Origin of the sequence: Pseudoalteromonas shioyasakiensis (assembly GCF_001550135.1) — a bacterium.
Taxonomy (GTDB): Bacteria; Pseudomonadota; Gammaproteobacteria; order Enterobacterales; family Alteromonadaceae; genus Pseudoalteromonas; species Pseudoalteromonas shioyasakiensis.
The window spans coordinates 453,720-474,293 of the sequence record NZ_LRUE01000024.1; the positions used below are offsets into that span (position 1 = coordinate 453,720).

Here is a 20,574-nt window from a genome sequence, read left to right on the forward strand (position 1 = left end):
TATACTTTCCTGCTGTAGCAAGGCATCATAACTTTTTCTAGGGAGAGGTTACGATGCTTAAATTGCTGTTACCATTAGTTTTATGTTCAAGTTCTGCGATGGCTGCAACAAGTCTGCCGGATAATCGTCATATTGTTGTTAAAGGTGAGGCAGTTGTGCGTACAGCCCCCGATAGGGCTGACATCACGTTAGAGTTTGAAGCGGTAAAAGCTGAAAGCGTGCAGGCTAAGCAGCAAGTCGATGCGCAAGTTAATGAACTCCTGGCGGGCTTAAATAATTTCTCTATAGACGAGAAAAGTATCTCTGCGGGGCGGATATTTTTAGAGCCCAATATGCGCTATGACGAAAACGATAACCAAGTTAAAGATGGCTTTCGAGCCACGCGCAAGGTCAAAGTCAGCCTTAAAAAACTCTCCCTTCTGGACGGCTTTTTAAACTTTGCGCTTAAAGTGGGTGTCAATCAAATCGAGCAAATTCAACTTTTATCAACCAAAGCCTCAGATTACGAGCAAGCCGCTCTTGATAAAGCAGTTGCGAATGCCAAACAGCAGGGAAGTAGCCTTGCAAGCGCATTCGAAGCGAAACTTGGTCGGGTGTATAGTATTCAATCGCAAGAGATAGGTAGTCACTTTGGCTATGGTAGCAATACAAATATTGAACGAATCATGGTCACGGGCTCACGTATTAATACAGTCCCAGAAGGTAAGTATTTACAAGAATCGATTACCTTCAGAGCAAGTGTCAATGTTGTGTTTGATTTGGTGGTCGAGTAATTAATGAGATTTTTTAAGTACTGTGTTTATCTATTCCTTTTGTTGATGGCATTCAGTGGTCTTGCCGCAACAAAGCACATAAATATTGTCAAACCTGTGGTTGCGGCATTTAAGGCAGGTGATAAAGCTGCCATTGCTAAGCGAGTGCATTATCCACTGCAGCGCAAAGAGCCGCTGCAAGCAATTGAAAATGAGCAAATGCTTATAGAAAACTTTGAGCAAATTTTTGATAAAGAGTTTGTCGAAAAAATCGTGAACTCAAATATTCGCCATGATTGGGAGATGATGGGGTGGCGCGGCATCATGTTTGATTCAGGCAAATTGTGGTTAGACTTTGATGGCTCTATTTGGGCTGTGCCTTATGAATCAGAGGCAGAAAAAGCACGACGTGAAGCATTGATTGACGAGCAAAAACAAGCATTACATAAAAGCCTCCGTGAATTTATAAAGCCGATATTAACGTGGCAAACAAAACAGCATTTAATTCGTATCGATGAACTGGCTGATAATCAGTACCGTTATGCAGCATGGGGGATTGATCAATCTATGCAAGATGAGCCAAGCCTTGTGATCACAGGGGGCACATTAAGCTTTGATGGCAGTGGAGGGAATCATTTTTATACCTTTACTAACAATGGCTATCGTTATGTCTGTCATGTGATAGTGCTTGGCACTGAACACTCACCGCCGGGGCTTTTAGAGGTATTTAGAAATAATGTACAGATATTGTCTGAGCCTGTTTTAGCTTTTTAGGTTGTTTTTCTTATTTTGTACTACACTTCTTCTTTCTAAGGAGCCTCGTTTAAAGGAGTAAGTTGTGAGTACAAAATTTTGGATACTAAGAACCACTAAAGTTTTTACGTTAGTGGCTATTTTATTATTTATGGTGGAAATTCTAAAAGGTCACGAGACAATGGGCGCGTTAGGCTTTGCGCTACTTTGGTCTTTTATTGCCACGGCCATTTTTATCGCAACCCGTTTATATCATTCATCAAAAGGGCGCCACTGTGCACTTTGTAATGACACCCCTGATGATAAAAAAGCGAGTTAGCTTAGGTTATTAACAAACACGCCGCCCCATACCAACGCACAAATCGTTAAAGCAATCAGTACGGCTGCGGATCCTAAGTCTTTAGCTAGGCCTGATAATGGATGAATTTCAAGGCCTATTCGGTCAATGGCGGCTTCAATTGCCGTATTGACGACTTCAGCAAACATCACAAATAGCACTGATACAAGCAGCATAATTTTCTCATACAGACTAATCTGCCATACAAAAACCACCGCTATGGCAAGCACCAACATTACCAGCTCTTGTTTAAAAGCAGACTCATGCTTTGCTAACCACGTGAATGCTCGTTGGGAGTTTTTGAATGCAAGGCGAATACGTTTAATGCCAATGGGTTTGTTAGTGCTATCAAATTGCATAGTATGAAATCTCTATTTCGTTAGCTTTGTGTTGAGCAAGCATTAAAGATATCTTGCTCTGGGTGATATTCAGTGCTTTGTACATGGGTTAAGCCTAGTAGGGTGTCAAAAATGTTATCGTGCGAAAAAGCATGGTTACGCTGCTGTTCGATACATTGATTAAAGCGGGTATCGGCTAGTTTATTACTCCAAAACAGCATAGGCACTTGGGTTTGCTCTTTAGGCGCTAACGCATACGGGAAGCCATGTAAGTACAAGCCTTTTTCACCCAGTGATTCACCGTGATCAGAAACATACAGTAGGGCTTTGTCATCCGCCTGACTGCTTTGCAGTAAATTAATAAGTTTACTCAGCACTAGGTCGGTATAAGCAATGGTATTATCATAGGTGTTTGTGAGTTGCTCACTGCTACAATTTTGGATATCGCTACGTGGGCAATCAGGCAAAAATTTACTGTCTTTTTCTGGATAGCGGCGATAGTAGGTTGGCCCGTGTGAACCAATCATATGTAATACCAATAGTTGGTGTTTCGCATCACTTTTGGCAAGCTTTGCAGCTAATTCTTCAACCAGTACTTCATCAAAACAATAGCGTCCGTCACAAAGTGGGTTGCTCTTTGTTGGTTCTACCGTTTCTGAGTTTACCCGCACACAAACCCCTTTACAGCTGCTATTGTTATCAATCCACGTTACTTCTACACCACTTCGTTGAATGATATCTAGGGCATTTTCTTGGCTTTGCGCGATGCGCGAATCATAGTGATTGCGGTCTAAGCGCGAGAACATGCAAGGTACAGAAATGGCCGTTGCGGTGCCACATGAACTAACATCACTGAAATATTTAACGCCAAGTTTAGGGGTATATTGATTAGTTGGCTTGTCGTAACCTTGCAGTGAGAAATTTGCTGCACGCGCTGTTTCACCTACCACCATAATCGTCAGTGAACTTTGTTGCTTAGCTAATAGGTGCGGTGTTTTATCTAAGACTTTAAATGGTAAAGGTGGATAAAAATAATTATCGCGCAGGTACTTATAGCCCGCAGTATAAAATGCAAAGGGGGTAATGTAGCTGGTTAATTGACGATTATTACGCCCTACAGAGGCGTAATCTTTATAAAAAGGAACGGCAATAACAGCTACAGCAATAAACGCTGTAACGTTAAGAAGCGCAAAGCTTTTAAGACGAACACGAAAGTTTCCGACAATTTCAAAGCGAGAAAACAAGTAAGCAGGCAGTACGCCTAGCACAGTAATAAAAGCGATAACTTGTACATTAAGGTATGAAAAAGCCTCACCTGAATTTGTCTCTAAGATATTTTGCAGCATGCTTTTATCAAAGATAACACCGTAATTTAAGGTTGCATAAAACAACAACGATGAAACCACGACGCTTGTTAAAAGCACGGGTTTAACAAAGGTGATTAGCGATAACCAACTTAACACCATTGCCGTCAGTGCTAATAAGAAAAACGGTACGCTTGCTATAAATAACCAATTGATATGTTCAGGTTTGCTGGCTGCTTCAAGCATGTTAAATAAAAACAGGCCATTAAATGCAATAACCAAGTACAACGACACCAGCCAGACAAATTGGCTGTAGCTAACGTGCCATTTTTTAGTAAAGAGTTGTTTAATTTGCATGCTCATAATCATTCCTCATCGCTACGATTTATTTGGTAAGCGATACAACTGTTCGGTATAAGCTAAATTGCTAAATAAGACGTGTGCTAAGGCTTTTTTGGCAAGCTCAACGCTGCTATCTGTGTTATCGATGGCAACTTGCGTTTTACTTGTAGAGTCATAGCGCCAATAGCTCACTTTTTGGTTTGGCATCAGGATCACGGCTTCACCATTTTCTACGTAAGCAAAGTTGTCGTAGTACTGCATCATGGCGCGCTCAACAGGGTATTGTTGTGTTAAATCATAACCAAGCATGGGGGTTGCTTGCTCAACGCCTAATAACGACAACAAAGTAACAGGTAAATCAATTTGGCTGAATAAGCGAGTATCGCGCTTTGCATCCATATCACTATTTAGGATCACAGCAGGGATGTGAAAAGATTTAAGCGGCACAGGCTCTGAGCCAAACACGCGCACATCATGATCTGCAACCACTAAAAAGACGGTGTCTTGCCAGTAATCTTGCGTTTTTGCTTTTGCGATGAATTTACCGAGTGCATAGTCAGCATATTTAATTGCTAGATCGCGTTTGTAGTTTTCTGGGTCGTGGCCTTCAGGCAGTGTTACTTTACCCTCTGGAATATCGAATGGGTCGTGGTTACTTGAGGTAAACACAAGGCTGAAAAATGGTTTGCCTGATTTATTTAGCTCACTTAGCTCTATATCAGCTTGATTGAACAAGTCTTCGTCGCTTGCTCCCCATGACGAAATAAACTCAGGGTTTTGCATGTCATTAATATCGACAATATCGCTAAAGCCATTGCCTAAGAAAAAGCTTTTCATGTTATCGAAGTGACTTTCACCACCATAAATAAACTGGGTGGTATAGCCTGTGCGGGTTAATACATCAGCAAGTGAGAAAAAGTTACGCTGAGATTTAGAAAGTTTGACCACCGAGCGCGAAGGAGACGGGGTAAACCCGGTTGTTACCGCTTCAATCCCTCGAACAGAGCGTGTGCCAGTGGCGTATAAGTTATCAAAGCCCCAACCTTGTCGATAAAGCTTATCGAGCTCAGGAGTCACACCAATGCCACCTAGTTCGCCAACAAAGCGTGCGCCTAAGCTTTCTTCTAAAATGATCACTAAATTCTTTTGTTTGCCTGTGTTAAAAGGTGTGTTGTTGGCAAGGGTAGGGATTTTCTCAGTGATAAACTGCTGTTTATAGGCTGCTTGCTTTACTGTTTGTAAAATCTCATCACGTGGCATGGTACCGTATAAACTACTGGCATTTTTTTCATTGCCCATATTCTTAATAGCAAATGCGACACTGTAAGTTGAATTAAGTGCCAAGGAGTTAACTAGTGAGTCACTTGAAAAGTACACTAATGCAGGGTTTAACGGGCGATGGCTTACAGTGCCTCTTGCGCTAATTAAGCAAACTAATAAAGCCGTAACGAGTATCACCACTTGGCTAACCGTTTTAGCATTTTGCTGTTTGCTAAATGCTGCATTTATAAAACGATACGCAAACACACAACTAAGCGTTGCAATAATTAAGGTGCTTATCATGGCAAATAGGTGGCCATGTAATAGCATAGAAAAGACTTCTTGAGGGTAGTCTAGGTATTCGACAAATAAACGATTTGGCCGCACATCGTACTGGGTAATAAACGCGGGAGTCGAAGCCTCTACAACCACGATTAAAGTTATAACTATACTGCTATAAAAAGTAAAAACATGCTGAAATAAAGCGGTTTTGCTGCGCAAAAGCACATCAGCTACTAACATTAAAACAGCCAAGGCTGACAAGTAGCCTAAGCTGCTTAAGTCGACTCTTAAGCCTCCTAATAAAACGGCTAGGCTATCGCCATCAGCTAACCTTTGGTGTTGCCATACAAGTAAGGCAATTCTCGACAGTATAAATACTGACATTAAAATTAATGAAAAACGGAACAAAGGTTTTAAAACAGAAAGTTTTGTTGTCATAGTCGTACTTACTTAATCGAAACTACGGCAATACTAGGAATCGAAACTTAAGAAACCCTTATGGTAATCTTAATATTTTCTAAACTAGAAAAACTTCAGTAAATCTTAAGTGAATCTTAAGATTCAAAGCGTAAGCTGATGACGCTAAAACGGTTTTTATCTAAATGAGTAACATATGAAATTGTTGATTATAGAAGATTCGGTGTCATTAAGACGTAGTCTACGAATTGGCCTTGAGAACCTAGGTTTTACTATTGATGAAACCGGCGATGGCGCTGAAGGTTTGAGTATGGCAATGACTGGTGAGTACGAATTAATCATACTCGACATTATGTTACCCAGTATTGATGGCATTACGTTATTACAAACCATAAGAGCAAAGCAGCTCGACGTGCGAGTGCTTATTTTATCTGCCAAGCAAGAACCAGAAGATAGAGTGAAAGGGCTACTCACCGGGGCGGATGATTACCTGACCAAACCATTTTCGTTTGATGAGCTGCATGCAAGGTTGTTAAATTTAATGCGTCGCGGCGGCCTGAAAACAATCAGTGATGTGATCCGCATTGATAACTTGGCTTTAAACTTACAATTAAAACTTTTGCAAGTTAACGACACCGTTATCGATTTAACCCCTAACGAATATAAAATAGTTGAGTGCTTGTTTAGTAATCAAAACAAAGTGATCACAGCTGAAAAGTTAAGTACCTATATTGCTGGGCAATATGATTTAGTTTCGAAAAACTCCATTGAAGCGCACCTATCATCAGCGCGTAAAAAGGTGAGGGCAGCAGGTGGCGAGTTACCTATTCAAACAAAGCGTGGTTTTGGTTATATCATTCAAGGAAAATAATGAAATCAATTCGCAGTAAGTTAGTAACCACATTATCGATTACTATAACTGGGCTAGTGCTAAGTATTTTAGTTGCTACCGATATCGCCGTTGATAGTTGGATTGATAACGAATTTAATCGTGGTTTGAAATCAAAAGCTGGCATGCTTATGTCATTGATTGATATTGACGAAGAAGAAATTGATTTTGATTTTTCAGGGCAATTCATGCCTGAGTTTTCTGGCAGTACAGAAACTGAGTATTTTCAAATCTGGTCGCAGTCTGGGGTTTTTGCGCGTTCAGAAAGCTTGCACCTTTTCTCACAAAAGAACCTACCTCTAGAGAAAATAAAGCTTGGAGAGACAAAAATCATCAATACCGAGTTACCTGATGGTCGCAATGGGCGGGTTATTTATACTCGCTTTATACCGCCTTTAGACCTAGACGATGATGAAGACTTTATTGAAGGCGTTAACACCTCTTTGCAACAACCCATAACCTTAGCTTATGCGGCTTCATCAGAAGAAGTTGACTTTGTTTTATGGCTCATCGACGTTATTTTTGTTGTCTCTACTGTGTCAGTAATCGTATTCATTCGTCTATTTGTGCGTAAATCGGTCGACAGTTCTTTAGCGCCGCTGAATAAACTAAACCGGGATATTAGCCAGCTCAGTATCGCTGATAAAAATGCAGTGATAACAATAAAAGAGCCTGTTAAAGAGCTGCAACCCATTGTTGATAGCTTAAATGCCTTTATACGGGAAAACCGCCAGCTTTATTTTCGTGAAAGACGCTTAACCTCGGATATCGCTCATGAGTTAAAAACGCCTATAGCTGAGCTTATTAATATGGCTGAAGTGGCCATTCGTTTTCCAAATGAAAAAGAGTTTGAGGCAGACTTTAAACCCGAAGTGCTAAAAATTAGCCAGCGTTTAAAGAGTATTGTGTCGAACTTATTACTACTGCATAAGTACAGTGATGAAGCACTCCAAAAGCAAGATGCATGCGATTTAAATCAGGTTATTTTACGTACCTTAGAAAAACATGATTTAGAGCGAATTAAGTTTGAGTTTCAAGATGATATTCCTGCCATTGTCAGTAATTTATTTGCCCTCGAATCAATCATCACCAACCTTGTAAATAACGCAAAGCAATATAGCCCCGACAAGAGTGATGTAACTGTAAGCACGCTACTGACGAAAGAGGATAAGCTGCAATTCTCTGTTACAAATGAATTTAAAGTACCTTTAACAGAAGACGATTTGAGCCAGTTATTTGATCCACTCTGGCAAAAAGACAGTGCCAGAACCTCTAATGATAACTTTGGGTTAGGCTTATCTATTGCCAAAGCGTTAAGTAAAGCAATTGACGCTGAACTTCAGGTGTCGTTAAGTGGGCAAAACATAACCTTTAGTTTGATTATTTCTTAAGGCTTTGCAGGCGTTTAATATGTGTGCAACACTGAGGTTATCAAAAAGAAATTAATAACAATAAGGAACAACACGATGGGAAAAATTATAGGTATTGCTTTAATCGTTATTGGTGTGGCGCTAGCTGTATGGGGATATAACGTTTATGACTCTGCAAGTGCGCAAATTAGCCGCACGTTTAGTGGTGATACACCAATTGAAGCTTGGCTCGGTATGGTCGGGGGCGCAATTTGCGCAATTGTGGGTATTTTAAAAGTTAAATAACCGCAAACATTGAAATCAATTAGCTAATACCTGATACTGTGTTTATATACAGTGTCGGGTTTGGCTATGAAAACACAACTACCAGCAAAATATTATTTAAGTCACTTCTTTGAGCTTGCTGAATTTATTCAAGCTCAGTGCAGGCATCTGCTTTTAGAAGAGCAGCAGTTATTTCTTGAAAAGCTCCTTCAGCTTGATGAGCAAAGTTTATGTACTTTGCTGCGTATTTATTCTCGAAAGCCAAAAATCGTTGCTTTGTCATCATTAAATTATGAAGAGATCCCTAATCTGCACGGTGCTATTTTTAAGCTAAAGCAGCAAGGGCTGGTGGCACATCCTAGCAGCGATGAATTAGATCTATTGCTTGAGCATTTAACCAAACCAACCCTGTTAACCTTATTAGCAAATGATGAGTTAATGGCGACTTATCCTGATTACAAAAAATCAGCCAGTAAACAGCGCTTGACCCAGCTGTGTAAAGAGCATATTGATCGTAACCACAGTGAATTAGAGTCGTTGTTTAGTCAGTTCGTGGTCAATAGCCGTAGTCAGTATTATGAATACTTTGAGTTTTTACATAGCGGCCGACTAAGTGGCGGTGATATAAATCATCAAAATCGTTTTGTGATGCGTGATTTAGGAATTGCAAAAGTACGTGGTGATGTTAATGAGAGCATATCGCGTTTTCAAACACTAGCCGAAGCACAAACGCATTATCAATTAAATAAGCTGCGAATGCAGTTCAAAGAAAGCGAGTCACACACAGAGTATCAGAACTTAGCCCAAGCACTTTTAGCCATTAGCTCAGAAGATGAATTAGCCCAGAGTATCAAAAACAAATTACTGATCCGCTTATATAAGCAGCTTAAAGAGCATGACTTAGCATTTGCATTTGAGTTACTTGAGCACTGTGAAGGCAGCAGTGAAGCGCAAGAGCTGGCAATTCGCCAGCGTTACAAACAAGGTGATAAAAGCTGGGTAGAACAAAAGCTTGAGCAAGTTATTCAAGACCCACTTGATGATGGCATTTTGTATTTTGCGGAAGACTTTTTACAGCGTAAATATAACAAGCAACATCGCTCACGCTTAACACAAATGCTCATTAATACAGAGCATCAATTGGAGGTTGATGACATTTACCGAGGCGATGTTGAGCAAGGAGTGTGCGAGCACTATCAACAGCTTGGCAATACGGTATTTTTTACTGAAAATAATCTTTGGTTGAGTCTTTTTACCTTAACGTTTTGGCAAGAACTCTTTATAGAGACGCCGCATCCGCCGTGTAATGAATTTGATCTATATCCAAAGGTGTTGCTTGCTGATTGTTTTTACACAGTGCAACAAACACAAATTGAACAAAAGCTTGCAAAATTCACTAGCAATGAAGCCTTGTATAAATATATCTGCAAAAACGCAGGGCAGTTTTACGAAGCCCCCAATAGCGTGTTTATGTGGCACAGCGATATGTTAGAGCCGCTAGAGGTATTAATAAAACACAGCCCGCTGACAAATTTAAAAGCGCATTTACTACAAATGACAAAAACCTTTAAGCAGCTTAAAGATGGCTACCCAGATTTGATGGTGCTTAAAGAGGATAAGCTCACCTTTGAAGAAGTGAAAGCCCCTGGCGACAAACTAAGACGTAACCAACTTGTCAGTATTGAGGTGTTAAAACAACATGGCTTTGCAGTGAATATCGTTGCGGTAAATTGGTTTAATGATCCGAATCGAATTTACAGTGTGGTGGATATAGAAACCACAGGTGGTGTTCAAGGTAATAATAAAATTACCGAAATAGCGGTTGTGCAGTTACAAGCGGGCGAAGTAATCAACCAATGGGCGAGTTTAATCAATCCTGAGCGCAGTATTCCTGCCTTTATTACCAAGTTAACGGGGATAAACGCCGCTATGGTACGTGATGCGCCACGCTTTGCAGAGGTTGCGGATACCCTGCGCTCACTATTAAAAGGCAGTGTATTTGTTGCCCATAATGTAAATTTTGATTACGGCTTTATTCGCAAAGAATACAGTGCAATCGGGCAAGGCTTTAAAATGCCAAAGTTATGTACCGTAGTTGAATCACGAAAAGCATTTCCAAAGCTTAAGTCATATTCGCTCGGTAACTTAGCGGCACATTTTGAATTGAATTTAACGAATCATCATAGAGCGTTAGCTGATGCAACTGCCACAGCAGAACTGTTAAATCTGATTCAACAAACACAGTCAAAAAAGGCGAGTTAAACTCGCCTTTTAAACTTAACCTGCCCCATTCTAAATAAGGTTATTCGTATTCGATAGGGTCAGTAACGTTATTTAAAGCAAAGGCTTCTAAGCGCTCTTGGCAGGCGCCACATTTACCACAGGCTTTATCGCGGCCGTTATAACAGGTCCACGTTTGGCTGTAATCAAGACCCATTTTTAAACCGTCTGTCAAAATGTCGATTTTGGTATTGTTTAAGTACGGGCTGAAAATTTCAACAGCGTCGTAATTGGCAATACGGCAAACATCATCCATTTTTTGTACGAATTCAGGACGGCAGTCCGGGTAAATTGCATGATCGCCTGAATGGGCACCGTAATAAACTTTACTAGCTTTTAAAGACACCGCATAACCCACAGCAAGTGATAATAAAATCATGTTGCGGTTAGGCACAATAGTGCTCTTCATGCTTTCTTCTTCGTAGTGACCTTCTGGTACTTCGATATCATCAGTTAGTGATGAGCCACCAATCAACTGGTTGATCGCTGAAATATCAACAATCTTATGAGAAACACCTAACTTTTCACATACTTGAGCAGCTACTTTAAGCTCTTTAACATGACGCTGGCCGTAGTCGAAAGACAGGGCATATACTTCGTGGCCTTGTTGCAGGGCTTTATTTAATACGGTAAATGAGTCCATACCGCCGGAATAAATCACAACTACTTTTTGCGTCATATCTGTTTTGCTCTTACTTTTGATAGAGGTTTACTTCAGGGCGCGATATACTACACGGCTCGGGCCTAAATAACAATTTTTGCGCGTGTTTTTGGTTTTTTTGATGGTATGTATTTTATACCGTTGCGTCGTAAGTGAGATGTCTTTTGTACAAAATTAACGAAGTGTTTGAAACAATTCAAGGTGAAGCGAGTTTTACGGGTACACCTTCAATCTTTTTACGTTTACAAGGCTGCCCTGTGGGTTGTGCTTGGTGTGATACAAAACAAACATGGGACGTTGATAATGTATATAAAGTGTCACTTGATGACACCGTTGAGAAAAAAGCAGACTCAGATCATTGGGCAGAAGCAACAGCGGAGCAAGTGTTAGCGCTATTTAAAGACCGTGGCTACAACGCAAAGCATGTGGTGATCACTGGTGGTGAGCCTTGCATGTACGACCTAAATCCAGTGTGTGAATTATTACACGCAAATGGCTATTCGACTCAAATTGAAACCAGCGGTACATTTGAAATTTTAGTCCCTGAGCAGACATGGGTGACTGTATCACCAAAAATTAATATGCGTGGTGGCTATAAAGTATTACGCAGTGCAATGCAGCGTGCTGATGAGATTAAACACCCAGTGGCAATGCAAAAGCATGTGGAAGAGCTCGAAGATTTATTCTTAAAAACAGGTGTGAATCCGCGTTTAGTGTATCTACAACCAATTAGCCAAAAAACCTCAGCAACCAAACTTGCCATTGAAACCTGTATTGCAAAGAACTGGCGTTTATCGGTTCAAGTACATAAGTATTTAGGAATTAGCTAGGGTTTAGCCGTCAGCTGTCAGCCGTCAGCCGTCTGATCTGACCCCGATAAAGTAGACACGGGGTTTAATATTTCTAGTTAAAAACAAAAAAGCGTTGCACTATGGCAACGCTTTTTTGCTATGTTCCTCGTAACTCGTAACTCCACCCTAACCAACAAAGAAAGTTGATCCAGTACAAGAAAAAATTCCAAGAAAAAATAATACTAATCTCAATATTTTGTTTTCAGGCACAGAAGGGATCTCCTGACCTGTGTGAGGGGCATATATGCTTTTATTAAGAATAAAAGCATATATATATCTATAAAAGTATATAAAGAAGCCTAGGCATATTAACAATTTTTCAATTGGCTCGAAACCGATAACAAAGATCACTCCTAATGAGAACCAAATAACACCCAATAAAATAACTAACTTTTCTTTTAATAGCATAGTTAAGGCTCTCTTTTTTCGGTAGCCCTATACTTTTTGGCTCTTGAAAGCACTGCATAAAGCGTTCTAGTTAGGTAACTTGTAGTGAACAATATAATTGTTTTAAACCTAAATTTATTCCTATTTTATCTGCTATTTATATAAGTATGTCAATTGAGTCAGTGGCCTTAAAAACAAAAAAAGCGTTGCACCATGGCAACGCTTTTTTACTATGTTCTCGTAACTCGTAACTCGTAACTCGTAACTCGTAACTCGTAACTCGTAACTCGTAACTCGTAACTCGTAACTATCAATTCTGCGCTAAATAGTCCAACACCACCTGATGATGGTCTTTAGTTTTGAACTTATCAAACACATGTTTGATTTTACCGTCTTGGCCTACAAGGAAGCTAATACGATGAATTCCTTCGTATTCTTTACCCATAAACTTCTTATAGCCCCAAATACCAAAGGCATCAGCAATCGCGTGATCTTCGTCGGCTAGTAAATCAAAGTTAAGCTCTTTTTTGGTTTCAAAATTCTTTAAACGCTTGATTGGATCTGGGCTGATACCCACAACACGCGTATTTAATTTAGCAAGCTCAGCTTTTTCATCACGTAAGTTCTCTGCTTGTACAGTACAACCTGGTGTTGACGCTTTAGGGTAGAAATAAACCAGTACTTGCTGCTCTTTTAAAAGATCAGCTAGCGCGATAGTTTCGTCATTCTGATTTTGTAAGCTAAAAGCAGGGGCTGTATCGCCTGCTTGTAATGGATTAATTGTTTTCATGCTTTGCTCCTTAGCGAATGCGTCTGAAAATATAATCTACGTTCAAACTACGAGAAAGATCTTCAAAGCTCACTTTAAAGTTATCAATATCGACTTCAACAGGAATATTAAACTCGAGTTCGCAGCGCATTTTAAGCTCGTCATCTTCATCATAAGTGTCTGACTTGAGAGAACAAATGCTGATGTTGTTATCAGCAAAAAAGCGCGTAACTTTACTTAATGTTCCTGGTGTATCAATACCTGTGTATTCGAGGGTGTAACCGGCACAAAATTCACATGCAACATGGCTTGCGGTGCGTTTCATCATGGTTAAAAGACCAAGTTCCATACCTTTAGTTGGCAATGTATGTTCAATACGGCTAATTGCCGACATATCACCTGCTAATAGCATGATAAAGGTAAATTCGTTGCCCAAAATAGCAATGCGACTGTCAATTATATTGCAATGGCAATCACTCACTAACTGAGTTAATTCGCTAACGATACCGGGTCTATCTTCGCCAATCGCAGTGAGCACTATCTGATGATTTGTAAAAGCAGTCATGGAATTTTAAATACCTAGTAAATAACAATACCAATGGATATAAGCTTAAATAAGCTTTGATTTCACGTGAGTTTAATACCGCACGGCGGCGAAGTTTAACATAATTTGCTCCGTTAACGATAGCGGCGATTAATTAAGCCGTGAATAAAGTGCGCTCTTTCTTGTTTTTAGGGGCATCAGAAAGTACCATAGTTAAAATTTTGCAAGGCGATAAGCAATCAAATACGTTACGCTAGCCCAATCTATTCGGGTTTTTTGCATAAAAACAATAAATGTAAAGTTAAAAGTGATTTTACAGTGAACCAAATCGGCATTACCCACTCATATATTTGTTCAAAAAATTAAGGGTTTGCTAAGGAGAAATATCTGTGCAGTATTGGATCTCAAAGGCGCTTGCTGTAAGCGTAATGGTAAGTTTAACAGGGTGCGGTGTATTCACCGATGAAGCGCACCACAAACGCAATTATCGTGCTAACGAAGCGGTGAAAGCTCCAGCAGGATTAGCGCAACCAGCTCAAGATCCAACTTATAAAATGGATGTTGCGCAATACGACAACAATCCTGAAGCTAAAAACTACCGTCCGCCAGCGCAAGTAATTACCATTGCTCAAGGTACTTGGGTTGAAGAAGGTGACACAGAAGCACGTGTTTATTTTGATAAAAACGATGGTATCGAAGATTTAGATGTATTTATCTGGGATTCTATCAAAGCTGTTTTAGCAGAAAAAAATACCGCCGCTTTAAAAGAAGACAAAGCCTCTAATTCAATTGAAACAGGTTGGTATGCCATTATTAAACCTGAAGAAGGTTGGTTCTGGGAAACTGAAACTGAAGTATCACAGCAGCGCTTTATCTTCACAATTGAAGAAAAGTCGCATCAGCGTACAGCTTCGTTAACCTCTAAGCTTGCTGATTATAAAAGTGACTCAGTACCGTTAACACCATTACTACAACAACAGCTTGAAGTTCGTGCATTAAACCAAGTGATTGCAGAGTTTGATTATCGTTACCGTCAACTTGAAGTTGATATGCGTAAACAACAAGGCATTATTTCATTAGAAATGGGCTTTGATAACAAAGGTAATGCGGCACTGGTTACAGAGCAAGATTACAACATGGTGTTTGATCGTTTCTCTGGTTTCTTAGAACGCTTATCTTTCACCATCGTAGAGATTGACCAAGAGCGTGGTTTGATCACGGCTGATTACAAAAAGCCTGAGTCAAGCGTATGGGATTCAATTTGGGGCGAAGAATTATCTGAACTTCCAATTGAAGATGGCCAATACCAAATTCTTGTTAGCCGCACCAATGATGGCGGCACAAGTTTAACTTGGATGGACTCTGAAGGTTCGACATTAGAGCCTGGTACAATGAATGACCTCCAGCAAGCATTAGAAAATGCACTGCGTCAGCGCGGTATCAATATTTAATAATTAAAAAAGTCAAAACCACCACAAAAAGAGCTTAGCCGCTCTTTTTGTGGTTTTTACAGGTTGAAAATATGTCTAACTTAAACACAGCAAATCGCAGTGACTTGCGAACCTTGTTTACCTTTTTCGTTCCTTCACTTATAGGTGTCTTCTTGTTTATGACGCCGGTACCCATAGGTGAAGCAATGACCATTCCGATTGCTGTTATGGCAAAAGCAGTGCAAGAGTGGATTGGCCCATTTGCACTGGGTTTAATTACCAGCATTGTTTGTATCACCGGTATTTTATCTTTAGTGATAAAGTTGTTTAAACCGCAGCTATTACTTAAGTTCTTTATAATTAAACATTTATTTGATGTTAGCTGGCTTTGGCTGAGTGTTCGATTACTGGGTATGGTTTTTATCGTTCTGACCTACACCAAACAAGGGCCAGAAATGATTATTTCCGGTAATACCGGTGCTCTTGTGTTAAACGACTTGTTGCCAGTATTGTTTTCTGTGTTTGTTTTAGCGGGCTTACTATTACCGTTATTACTAAATTTTGGCTTGTTAGAGCTAGTCGGTACCTTATTAACTAAAGTTATGCGCCCACTTTTTGGTGTGCCAGGCCGAAGTGCGGTTAACTGTGTGGCATCATGGTTAGGCGATGGCAGTGTGGGTATTTTGATGACCGCTCGTCAGTATGAAGATAAACATTATACGCAGCGCGAAGCGGCTATTATTGGTACCACTTTCTCTGCTGTATCAATCACTTTTTGTTTAGTTGTTATAGGCCAAGTAAAGCTTGAGCACCTTTTCGCACCTTTCTATTTAACTGTGTGTTTAGCGGGTTTAGCAGCCGCATTAATTGTGCCTCGTTTACCACCGCTACGCTTTAAAAAAGACCTCTATGTAGATGGAACAGAGCCTGATAAAGACGCAGAATCAGTGCCTGAAGGTAAAACATTAGTTTCTCATTCACTTGATGTGGCGCTTGCTAAAGCGCGCACTGCGCCGGGTTTTGCTGGTACAGTAAAAGAAGGCTTACATAACGCATTTGATATGGTATTTGCAGTATTACCTGTGGTTATGGCTGTAGGCACATTTGCCTTGATTATTGCTGAATATACGCCAATTTTTGAATATATGGGCAAACCGTTTGTACCATTCTTAGAGCTATTGCAAGTCCCAGAAGCTGAAGCTGCCGCACAAACAATTATGGTTGGCTTTGCTGATATGTTTATTCCGTCGATTCTTGCCGCTGGCAGTATCGAAAGTGATGTAACACGCTTTATCGTTGCTGCAATGAGTGTGACGCAATTGATTTATATGTCGGAAGTAGGTGCACTGCTTTTAGGTAGCAAAATCCCGGTTAATATTATTGAATTGTTCTTTATCTTTATTTTAAGAACCTTAGTGACATTACCGGTGATTGTCTTAATGGCACATTGGTTAGTGTAAACTAAGCTGAAGTCTAAAATAGATAAGCCCTGATTATTCATCAGGGCTTTTTTTATCTTCATTATCATCGCTTTTAGGCACTTTGAAGTCCATTTTTGCTGCATGTTTTAGCAACATAAGGTTACCAATTACTACACCAAATACGGCAACAACAATGGCTATAATTTGCCAAGTTTCCATCTTGAAATCCTGCCGATATACACAGCGATATAGTAGCACTTAAAATCGTCTTGCATAAGACAGTGAAATAAAATCAAGGCCAGGGTTTGGGCTTTTGAAACCCGCATTTGAGTAATGTAAATATCTAAGTGCTAAGGTTGAGTTGTCACCTAAGTCTGTAACTAAACCCAATCTATCCTCAAACTGATAGTGAGTACTAACGTTTTTGCCAGCAAAATGGGTGTCATCCAACAGTGAAACGCCAATCCCAAACTCTACATAAACAGGTATGTTTTTCACATTAAATATAGGGTATTGGATCACCGGAGACATAGCTAACACGATATTTGTTTGATGTTTATTGTCTTTGCCATACTGCCAAATATTAAAACTAGACTCGAAGTACAAACGGGCGTGTTGAAAGGGCAGCTTTTCATTGGGGATATGGTATTGGTAGGCTAGCTTTAAGCCTTTTACATCACCTTCACCTTGAATGTAATCAACGGCATAGCCATGGTTTGAAGCAGCATAAGTCGGTGTTGCTAGTAGGGCGGCTACACCTAACATAAGTGCTTTTAGTGGGTGTTTTAGTTTCATCTCGGTACTTCTCATTATGACTGTGAGCAAGTAGATAAGGGCGGAGGTAAGAACTTTTCAATGTGCGTAAAAACACAGAAGCTGTGCACATGCTCATATTTTTTAGCAATTAACTGAAAACAATGGGAAAAATCGATTGGTGCTTAATTGGCATTAAAACGGTGTCGGATTGTTTCTTTTTTTATGGGTTTAATATCGGTATATTAGCGAAAATTTTCGTTGAGAGGTGAATACGATGACCAAACTAGTTAATTCATTTTTGCTAATTGCTGCGCTTTTTACTGCAACTGCTTTTGCCAGTGAAGACCGCTCGCCTAAGCAACTATTAGAATCAGTCACAGCAGATTTATTTGTTGATATCGCAAATGTAAATGCAAAAGGCGATGCAAGCTCAGAAGCAATGGCGAACATTGTAGAAAAACGCTTATTGCCGCACATGGATATTAAGTTTGTATCGTATAAGCTTTTAGGTAAGCACATTAAAGGCCTACGCCGTGAGCAAGCTGTTGATTTTATTGCTGCGGTTGAGCATTACTTAACAGTAACTTATGCCGGCGCACTAATGAAATACACAGGCCAAAAAGTTATTTTTGATCAATCGCAGCTCATCGACGATGGTTATGCAACTGTTAAAACGCAAATTGTTGATGACAATGCGCCAGCCATCGATCTGCACTTTAAATTACGTCAAGGCAAAGATAAGCAGTGGAAAGTATATGATATCGTTGCTGAAGGTATTTCACTGTTAAGCGCGAAGCAAAAAGAAGTATTGCAGCGCATCAGTCAAGTAGGTATTGACGAAGTCACAAGCGAATTAGCAAGTAAGTAAGTTAGCCAAAAGCTCGATTACCTTCACCTCATCGAGCATTTTAGCTACTTTCAGTCTCCAACCAAGCAGTGAGTACCGTCCATGTGCCGCTGCTTTTCTATTTTCTTTAAAAATCACCTACTTTGCGCTAGCACCTGTAACCCTCTGTGGTAGAATCATGCTACTTTTCTTGTTTACCAAAGTATCTGTTCAGATACTGTGTTATTGGTCGCAATATTAAGCAAACTGTCAGTTAAATTTTGCTATAACTAGTTGCTTAATAAGACATCGAATAATGTGCAGCGGAGTTGTGTTTTTTTAATGGAAAATGTACTGATTTGGCCAAAGGAATACCCGTTACTAATCAAAGGATTAGCTGAGCAAAACGGGGCCTATATTTTAGATGCTTTAGAAGCTTGGCCGGCATGTCGTTCTACTAATGAAGATGACGGTGTGTGTACGACGGTTCTTCCGCCTATTTACTACCTTACTTGGTTGACTCCTCTTGAACCGTTTGAAGAGTGTTATTTCCAACATATTTCTGAGTTTGATGAAGCTGCGTTGCATTATATTAATGCTATGAAAACGCATTTTTTAGAAAACGACTACACCCCTGAAAGTCTTGTTTTAATGTTATGCCAGCGCTTAGAGAAGTACGCTAGCGCATTTGCTCAATCGGCTGTTAAAACGCCTATAACTCTCATCCACCAGTTATTTAATCGTCGCTATTTTACTGTGATTGAACATGTACTTAATCACGGTGCGAAAATGTCTGCGGACGATGTATTAGAACTGTGGACCGAAGTTGACTTTAGAGAGCGTTTTAGTGGTTTTATTCCTGATTCAGTGGCTGATCTTGAACCATTAACAGCGCTTGCGGCTGAAAAAGTTGCTCACGGTGAAGATTACTTCACCTTACTAAAACTTGTATCACCTGATGTTGATTCAGCATCGTTACTTGAACAAGCTTTACTTGCCCACTTAAGCCACGAAAATGCTAAACAAACCATGGCAAAGCGTTTTATTGAGCAAGGCGCAACCGGGGCATTAGCTGACGAAAATGGTAAAACTGCGTTTATGTGGGCTACTGAAAAAGGCTATGTGAATGTTGTTGAAACAATACTTGAACATCAAGATAAGAAGGCCCAAGACAATAAAGGGAATACAGCATTACATTACGCTGTATTAGCCGAGAATGGACCTTTACTGGTATTGCTTTTAAAAGCGGGCTATGACTTTAGAGTTCGTAACAACGACGGTCTAAGTTGCTACCGACTAGCAGTTAGCATTAAAGCGGATAACTTAGTAAAGTGCCTTGAGCATGACTTTGGCATTAAAGAGCTTTCGCCAGAAGGGCAGTTTGATCGCGTTAAAAAAGTGCACTTACTACATGCGATTGTAACTGTGTTACTACCTGTGCAGTTGTTCTTCTTTTTTGACGATAGCATTGCTATTAAAAGTGAGTTAACGCTGAGCTTTACGCTGGTTTCGATCTTATGCTTTTTCTTTGCCACAAGCTTGAAACGCTGTGCGCTTTACCCGCATATTCGCCATCCATGGGGGCTGTTTATTTTAAGGCTGTTCTCATTATTTAGCTTAATTGGCCAAGTGGGTCTGGCAAGTATTGTCGCACTAGCCACCTTAGCAGAGTTGGTGTGAACGCAAAAAAACGGCAACCTAGGTTGCCGTTTTTGTTTTCGGCCCTAAACCACCTACTTCAGTAGGTGGTTATCATCATTTAGGCTTTGCCTGAAAAAATACTCATGTTAATTCCTTACTTGATTTTTAGCGAAGTCATATAAGGAAAAAACATGAGTAGATACGAGAAAGCATCGCATGTGTATTGGCGATGTCAATATCATATAGTCTGGACACCAAAGTATAGGTTCAGAATATTGAAGAACAAAGTAGGCAGAGATGTTTACAGGTGCATACAAGTTTACTGTGAGCAGTTAGGGTGCAAAGTAGTCGAGTTAAATGTGCAGGTTGACCATGTTCATTTGGTAGTAAAGATACCGCCGAAGTTATCAGTCTCGAAACTAATGGGTGCTTTAAAAGGAAAAATAGCGTTAAAGCTATTTAGCAAATATCCATACTTAAGGAAAAACAAGTTATGGGGAAACCATTTTTGGCAGAGAGGGTACTTCGTAGATACAGTAGGGATAAATGAAGAAATAATAAGACGGTATGTCAGGCACCAAGAAAAGGAAGAGGTACAAGAGCAGGCACAGTTAACACTGCAGTAAACAACGCCCCCTTCTAGGGGGCTAATGCAAAGCCACCTTCTTTAGAAGGTGGATCTTTTACTTCATTTTTTGAT

Annotated in this window: 21 protein-coding genes; 13 read left to right on the top strand and 8 right to left on the bottom strand. The window is 40.0% G+C overall.

Going from position 1 to position 20,574, the window contains the following annotated elements; translation table 11 throughout:
- Positions 1 to 53 precede the first annotated feature (53 nt).
- The 3 genes from PASHI_RS21015 (at position 54) to PASHI_RS21025 (ending at position 1,824) form a co-directional block, all read left to right on the top strand.
- Complete coding sequence (locus PASHI_RS21015; protein ID WP_062566925.1) at positions 54 to 773, top strand: SIMPL domain-containing protein; 720 nt, start codon at positions 54 to 56, stop codon at positions 771 to 773.
- A gap of 3 nt (positions 774 to 776) precedes the next feature.
- Positions 777 to 1,526, top strand: a complete 750-nt coding sequence (locus tag PASHI_RS21020; protein WP_130166727.1) for a hypothetical protein — start codon at positions 777 to 779, stop codon at positions 1,524 to 1,526.
- A gap of 64 nt (positions 1,527 to 1,590) precedes the next feature.
- Entirely contained in the window at positions 1,591 to 1,824 is a 234-nt protein-coding gene (locus PASHI_RS21025; RefSeq protein WP_062566927.1) for a hypothetical protein, read from the top strand.
- Here the strand turns inward: PASHI_RS21025 and PASHI_RS21030 are convergent.
- The 3 genes from PASHI_RS21030 to PASHI_RS21040 are packed head-to-tail and all read right to left on the bottom strand — an operon-like array spanning position 1,821 to position 5,806.
- Positions 1,821 to 2,201: a diacylglycerol kinase gene (locus PASHI_RS21030; RefSeq protein ID WP_062566928.1), complete on the bottom strand. Its 381-nt coding sequence runs from the start codon at positions 2,199 to 2,201 to the stop codon at positions 1,821 to 1,823. The genes PASHI_RS21025 and PASHI_RS21030 overlap by 4 nt on opposite strands.
- A gap of 20 nt (positions 2,202 to 2,221) precedes the next feature.
- Positions 2,222 to 3,847 (bottom strand): phosphoethanolamine transferase, encoded by a 1,626-nt coding sequence (locus tag PASHI_RS21035; RefSeq protein ID WP_332394045.1) that lies wholly within the window; start codon positions 3,845 to 3,847, stop codon positions 2,222 to 2,224.
- A gap of 15 nt (positions 3,848 to 3,862) precedes the next feature.
- Positions 3,863 to 5,806 (bottom strand): LTA synthase family protein, encoded by a 1,944-nt coding sequence (locus PASHI_RS21040; RefSeq protein WP_062566929.1) that lies wholly within the window; start codon positions 5,804 to 5,806, stop codon positions 3,863 to 3,865.
- A 175-nt stretch (positions 5,807 to 5,981) separates the two neighbouring features.
- Here PASHI_RS21040 and PASHI_RS21045 point away from each other — a divergent pair, with 175 nt between their 5' ends.
- The 4 genes from PASHI_RS21045 (at position 5,982) to PASHI_RS21060 (ending at position 10,570) form a co-directional block, all read left to right on the top strand.
- The gene (locus tag PASHI_RS21045) at positions 5,982 to 6,656 is read left to right on the top strand and encodes a response regulator transcription factor (protein WP_062566930.1); all 675 of its coding nucleotides are present in this window, start codon (positions 5,982 to 5,984) and stop codon (positions 6,654 to 6,656) included.
- Positions 6,656 to 8,065, top strand: coding sequence for a sensor histidine kinase (locus PASHI_RS21050; protein ID WP_062566931.1), 1,410 nt, complete (start codon positions 6,656 to 6,658; stop codon positions 8,063 to 8,065). The genes PASHI_RS21045 and PASHI_RS21050 overlap by 1 nt, the downstream gene beginning before the upstream one ends.
- 75 nt (positions 8,066 to 8,140) lie before the next feature.
- Entirely contained in the window at positions 8,141 to 8,329 is a 189-nt protein-coding gene (locus tag PASHI_RS21055; RefSeq protein ID WP_054553751.1) for a DUF3185 family protein, read from the top strand.
- A 66-nt stretch (positions 8,330 to 8,395) separates the two neighbouring features.
- Entirely contained in the window at positions 8,396 to 10,570 is a 2,175-nt protein-coding gene (locus PASHI_RS21060; RefSeq protein WP_062566932.1) for an exonuclease domain-containing protein, read from the top strand.
- 40 nt (positions 10,571 to 10,610) lie between these two features.
- On the opposite strand, the gene queC is transcribed toward PASHI_RS21060, so the two are convergent.
- On the bottom strand, positions 10,611 to 11,291 hold the full coding sequence (queC, locus tag PASHI_RS21065) for a 7-cyano-7-deazaguanine synthase QueC (protein WP_268795049.1): 681 nt from the start codon (positions 11,289 to 11,291) through the stop codon (positions 10,611 to 10,613).
- Between the two features lie 122 nt (positions 11,292 to 11,413).
- Between queC and queE the strand changes: the two genes are divergently transcribed.
- Entirely contained in the window at positions 11,414 to 12,079 is a 666-nt protein-coding gene (gene queE, locus PASHI_RS21070; RefSeq protein ID WP_062566933.1) for a 7-carboxy-7-deazaguanine synthase QueE, read from the top strand.
- A gap of 718 nt (positions 12,080 to 12,797) precedes the next feature.
- Here the strand turns inward: queE and bcp are convergent.
- The gene (bcp, locus tag PASHI_RS21080; RefSeq protein WP_062566935.1) at positions 12,798 to 13,277 is read right to left on the bottom strand and encodes a thioredoxin-dependent thiol peroxidase; all 480 of its coding nucleotides are present in this window, start codon (positions 13,275 to 13,277) and stop codon (positions 12,798 to 12,800) included.
- 10 nt (positions 13,278 to 13,287) lie between these two features.
- The gene (locus PASHI_RS21085) at positions 13,288 to 13,821 is read right to left on the bottom strand and encodes a glycine cleavage system transcriptional repressor (protein ID WP_054553746.1); all 534 of its coding nucleotides are present in this window, start codon (positions 13,819 to 13,821) and stop codon (positions 13,288 to 13,290) included.
- A 368-nt stretch (positions 13,822 to 14,189) separates the two neighbouring features.
- On the opposite strand from PASHI_RS21085, the gene bamC reads away from it, so the two are divergent.
- Both bamC and PASHI_RS21095 read left to right on the top strand, forming a co-directional pair.
- The gene (gene bamC / locus PASHI_RS21090) at positions 14,190 to 15,251 is read left to right on the top strand and encodes an outer membrane protein assembly factor BamC (protein ID WP_058586243.1); all 1,062 of its coding nucleotides are present in this window, start codon (positions 14,190 to 14,192) and stop codon (positions 15,249 to 15,251) included.
- Between the two features lie 71 nt (positions 15,252 to 15,322).
- Positions 15,323 to 16,690 carry a YjiH family protein gene (locus PASHI_RS21095; protein WP_062566936.1) on the top strand — a complete coding sequence of 456 codons (1,368 nt, stop codon included), beginning with the start codon at positions 15,323 to 15,325 and terminating at the stop codon, positions 16,688 to 16,690.
- Positions 16,691 to 16,723: 33 nt separating this feature from the next.
- Here PASHI_RS21095 and PASHI_RS21920 read toward each other — a convergent pair whose 3' ends face one another.
- A complete protein-coding gene (locus PASHI_RS21920; protein ID WP_082389286.1) occupies positions 16,724 to 16,870 on the bottom strand; it encodes a DUF2897 family protein in 147 nt (48 codons plus the stop codon).
- Between the two features lie 39 nt (positions 16,871 to 16,909).
- Complete coding sequence (locus PASHI_RS21100) at positions 16,910 to 17,446, bottom strand: acyloxyacyl hydrolase (RefSeq protein ID WP_062566937.1); 537 nt, start codon at positions 17,444 to 17,446, stop codon at positions 16,910 to 16,912.
- A 235-nt stretch (positions 17,447 to 17,681) separates the two neighbouring features.
- On the opposite strand from PASHI_RS21100, the gene PASHI_RS21105 reads away from it, so the two are divergent.
- The 3 genes from PASHI_RS21105 to tnpA all read left to right on the top strand — a co-directional run bounded on the left by PASHI_RS21105 (position 17,682) and on the right by tnpA (position 20,500).
- Entirely contained in the window at positions 17,682 to 18,275 is a 594-nt protein-coding gene (locus tag PASHI_RS21105) for an MlaC/ttg2D family ABC transporter substrate-binding protein (RefSeq protein WP_062566938.1), read from the top strand.
- A gap of 300 nt (positions 18,276 to 18,575) precedes the next feature.
- Positions 18,576 to 19,913, top strand: coding sequence for an ankyrin repeat domain-containing protein (locus PASHI_RS21110; RefSeq protein ID WP_054563599.1), 1,338 nt, complete (start codon positions 18,576 to 18,578; stop codon positions 19,911 to 19,913).
- A 152-nt stretch (positions 19,914 to 20,065) separates the two neighbouring features.
- Positions 20,066 to 20,500 carry an IS200/IS605 family transposase gene (tnpA, locus tag PASHI_RS21115; RefSeq protein WP_036970631.1) on the top strand — a complete coding sequence of 145 codons (435 nt, stop codon included), beginning with the start codon at positions 20,066 to 20,068 and terminating at the stop codon, positions 20,498 to 20,500.
- Positions 20,501 to 20,574 lie beyond the last annotated feature (74 nt).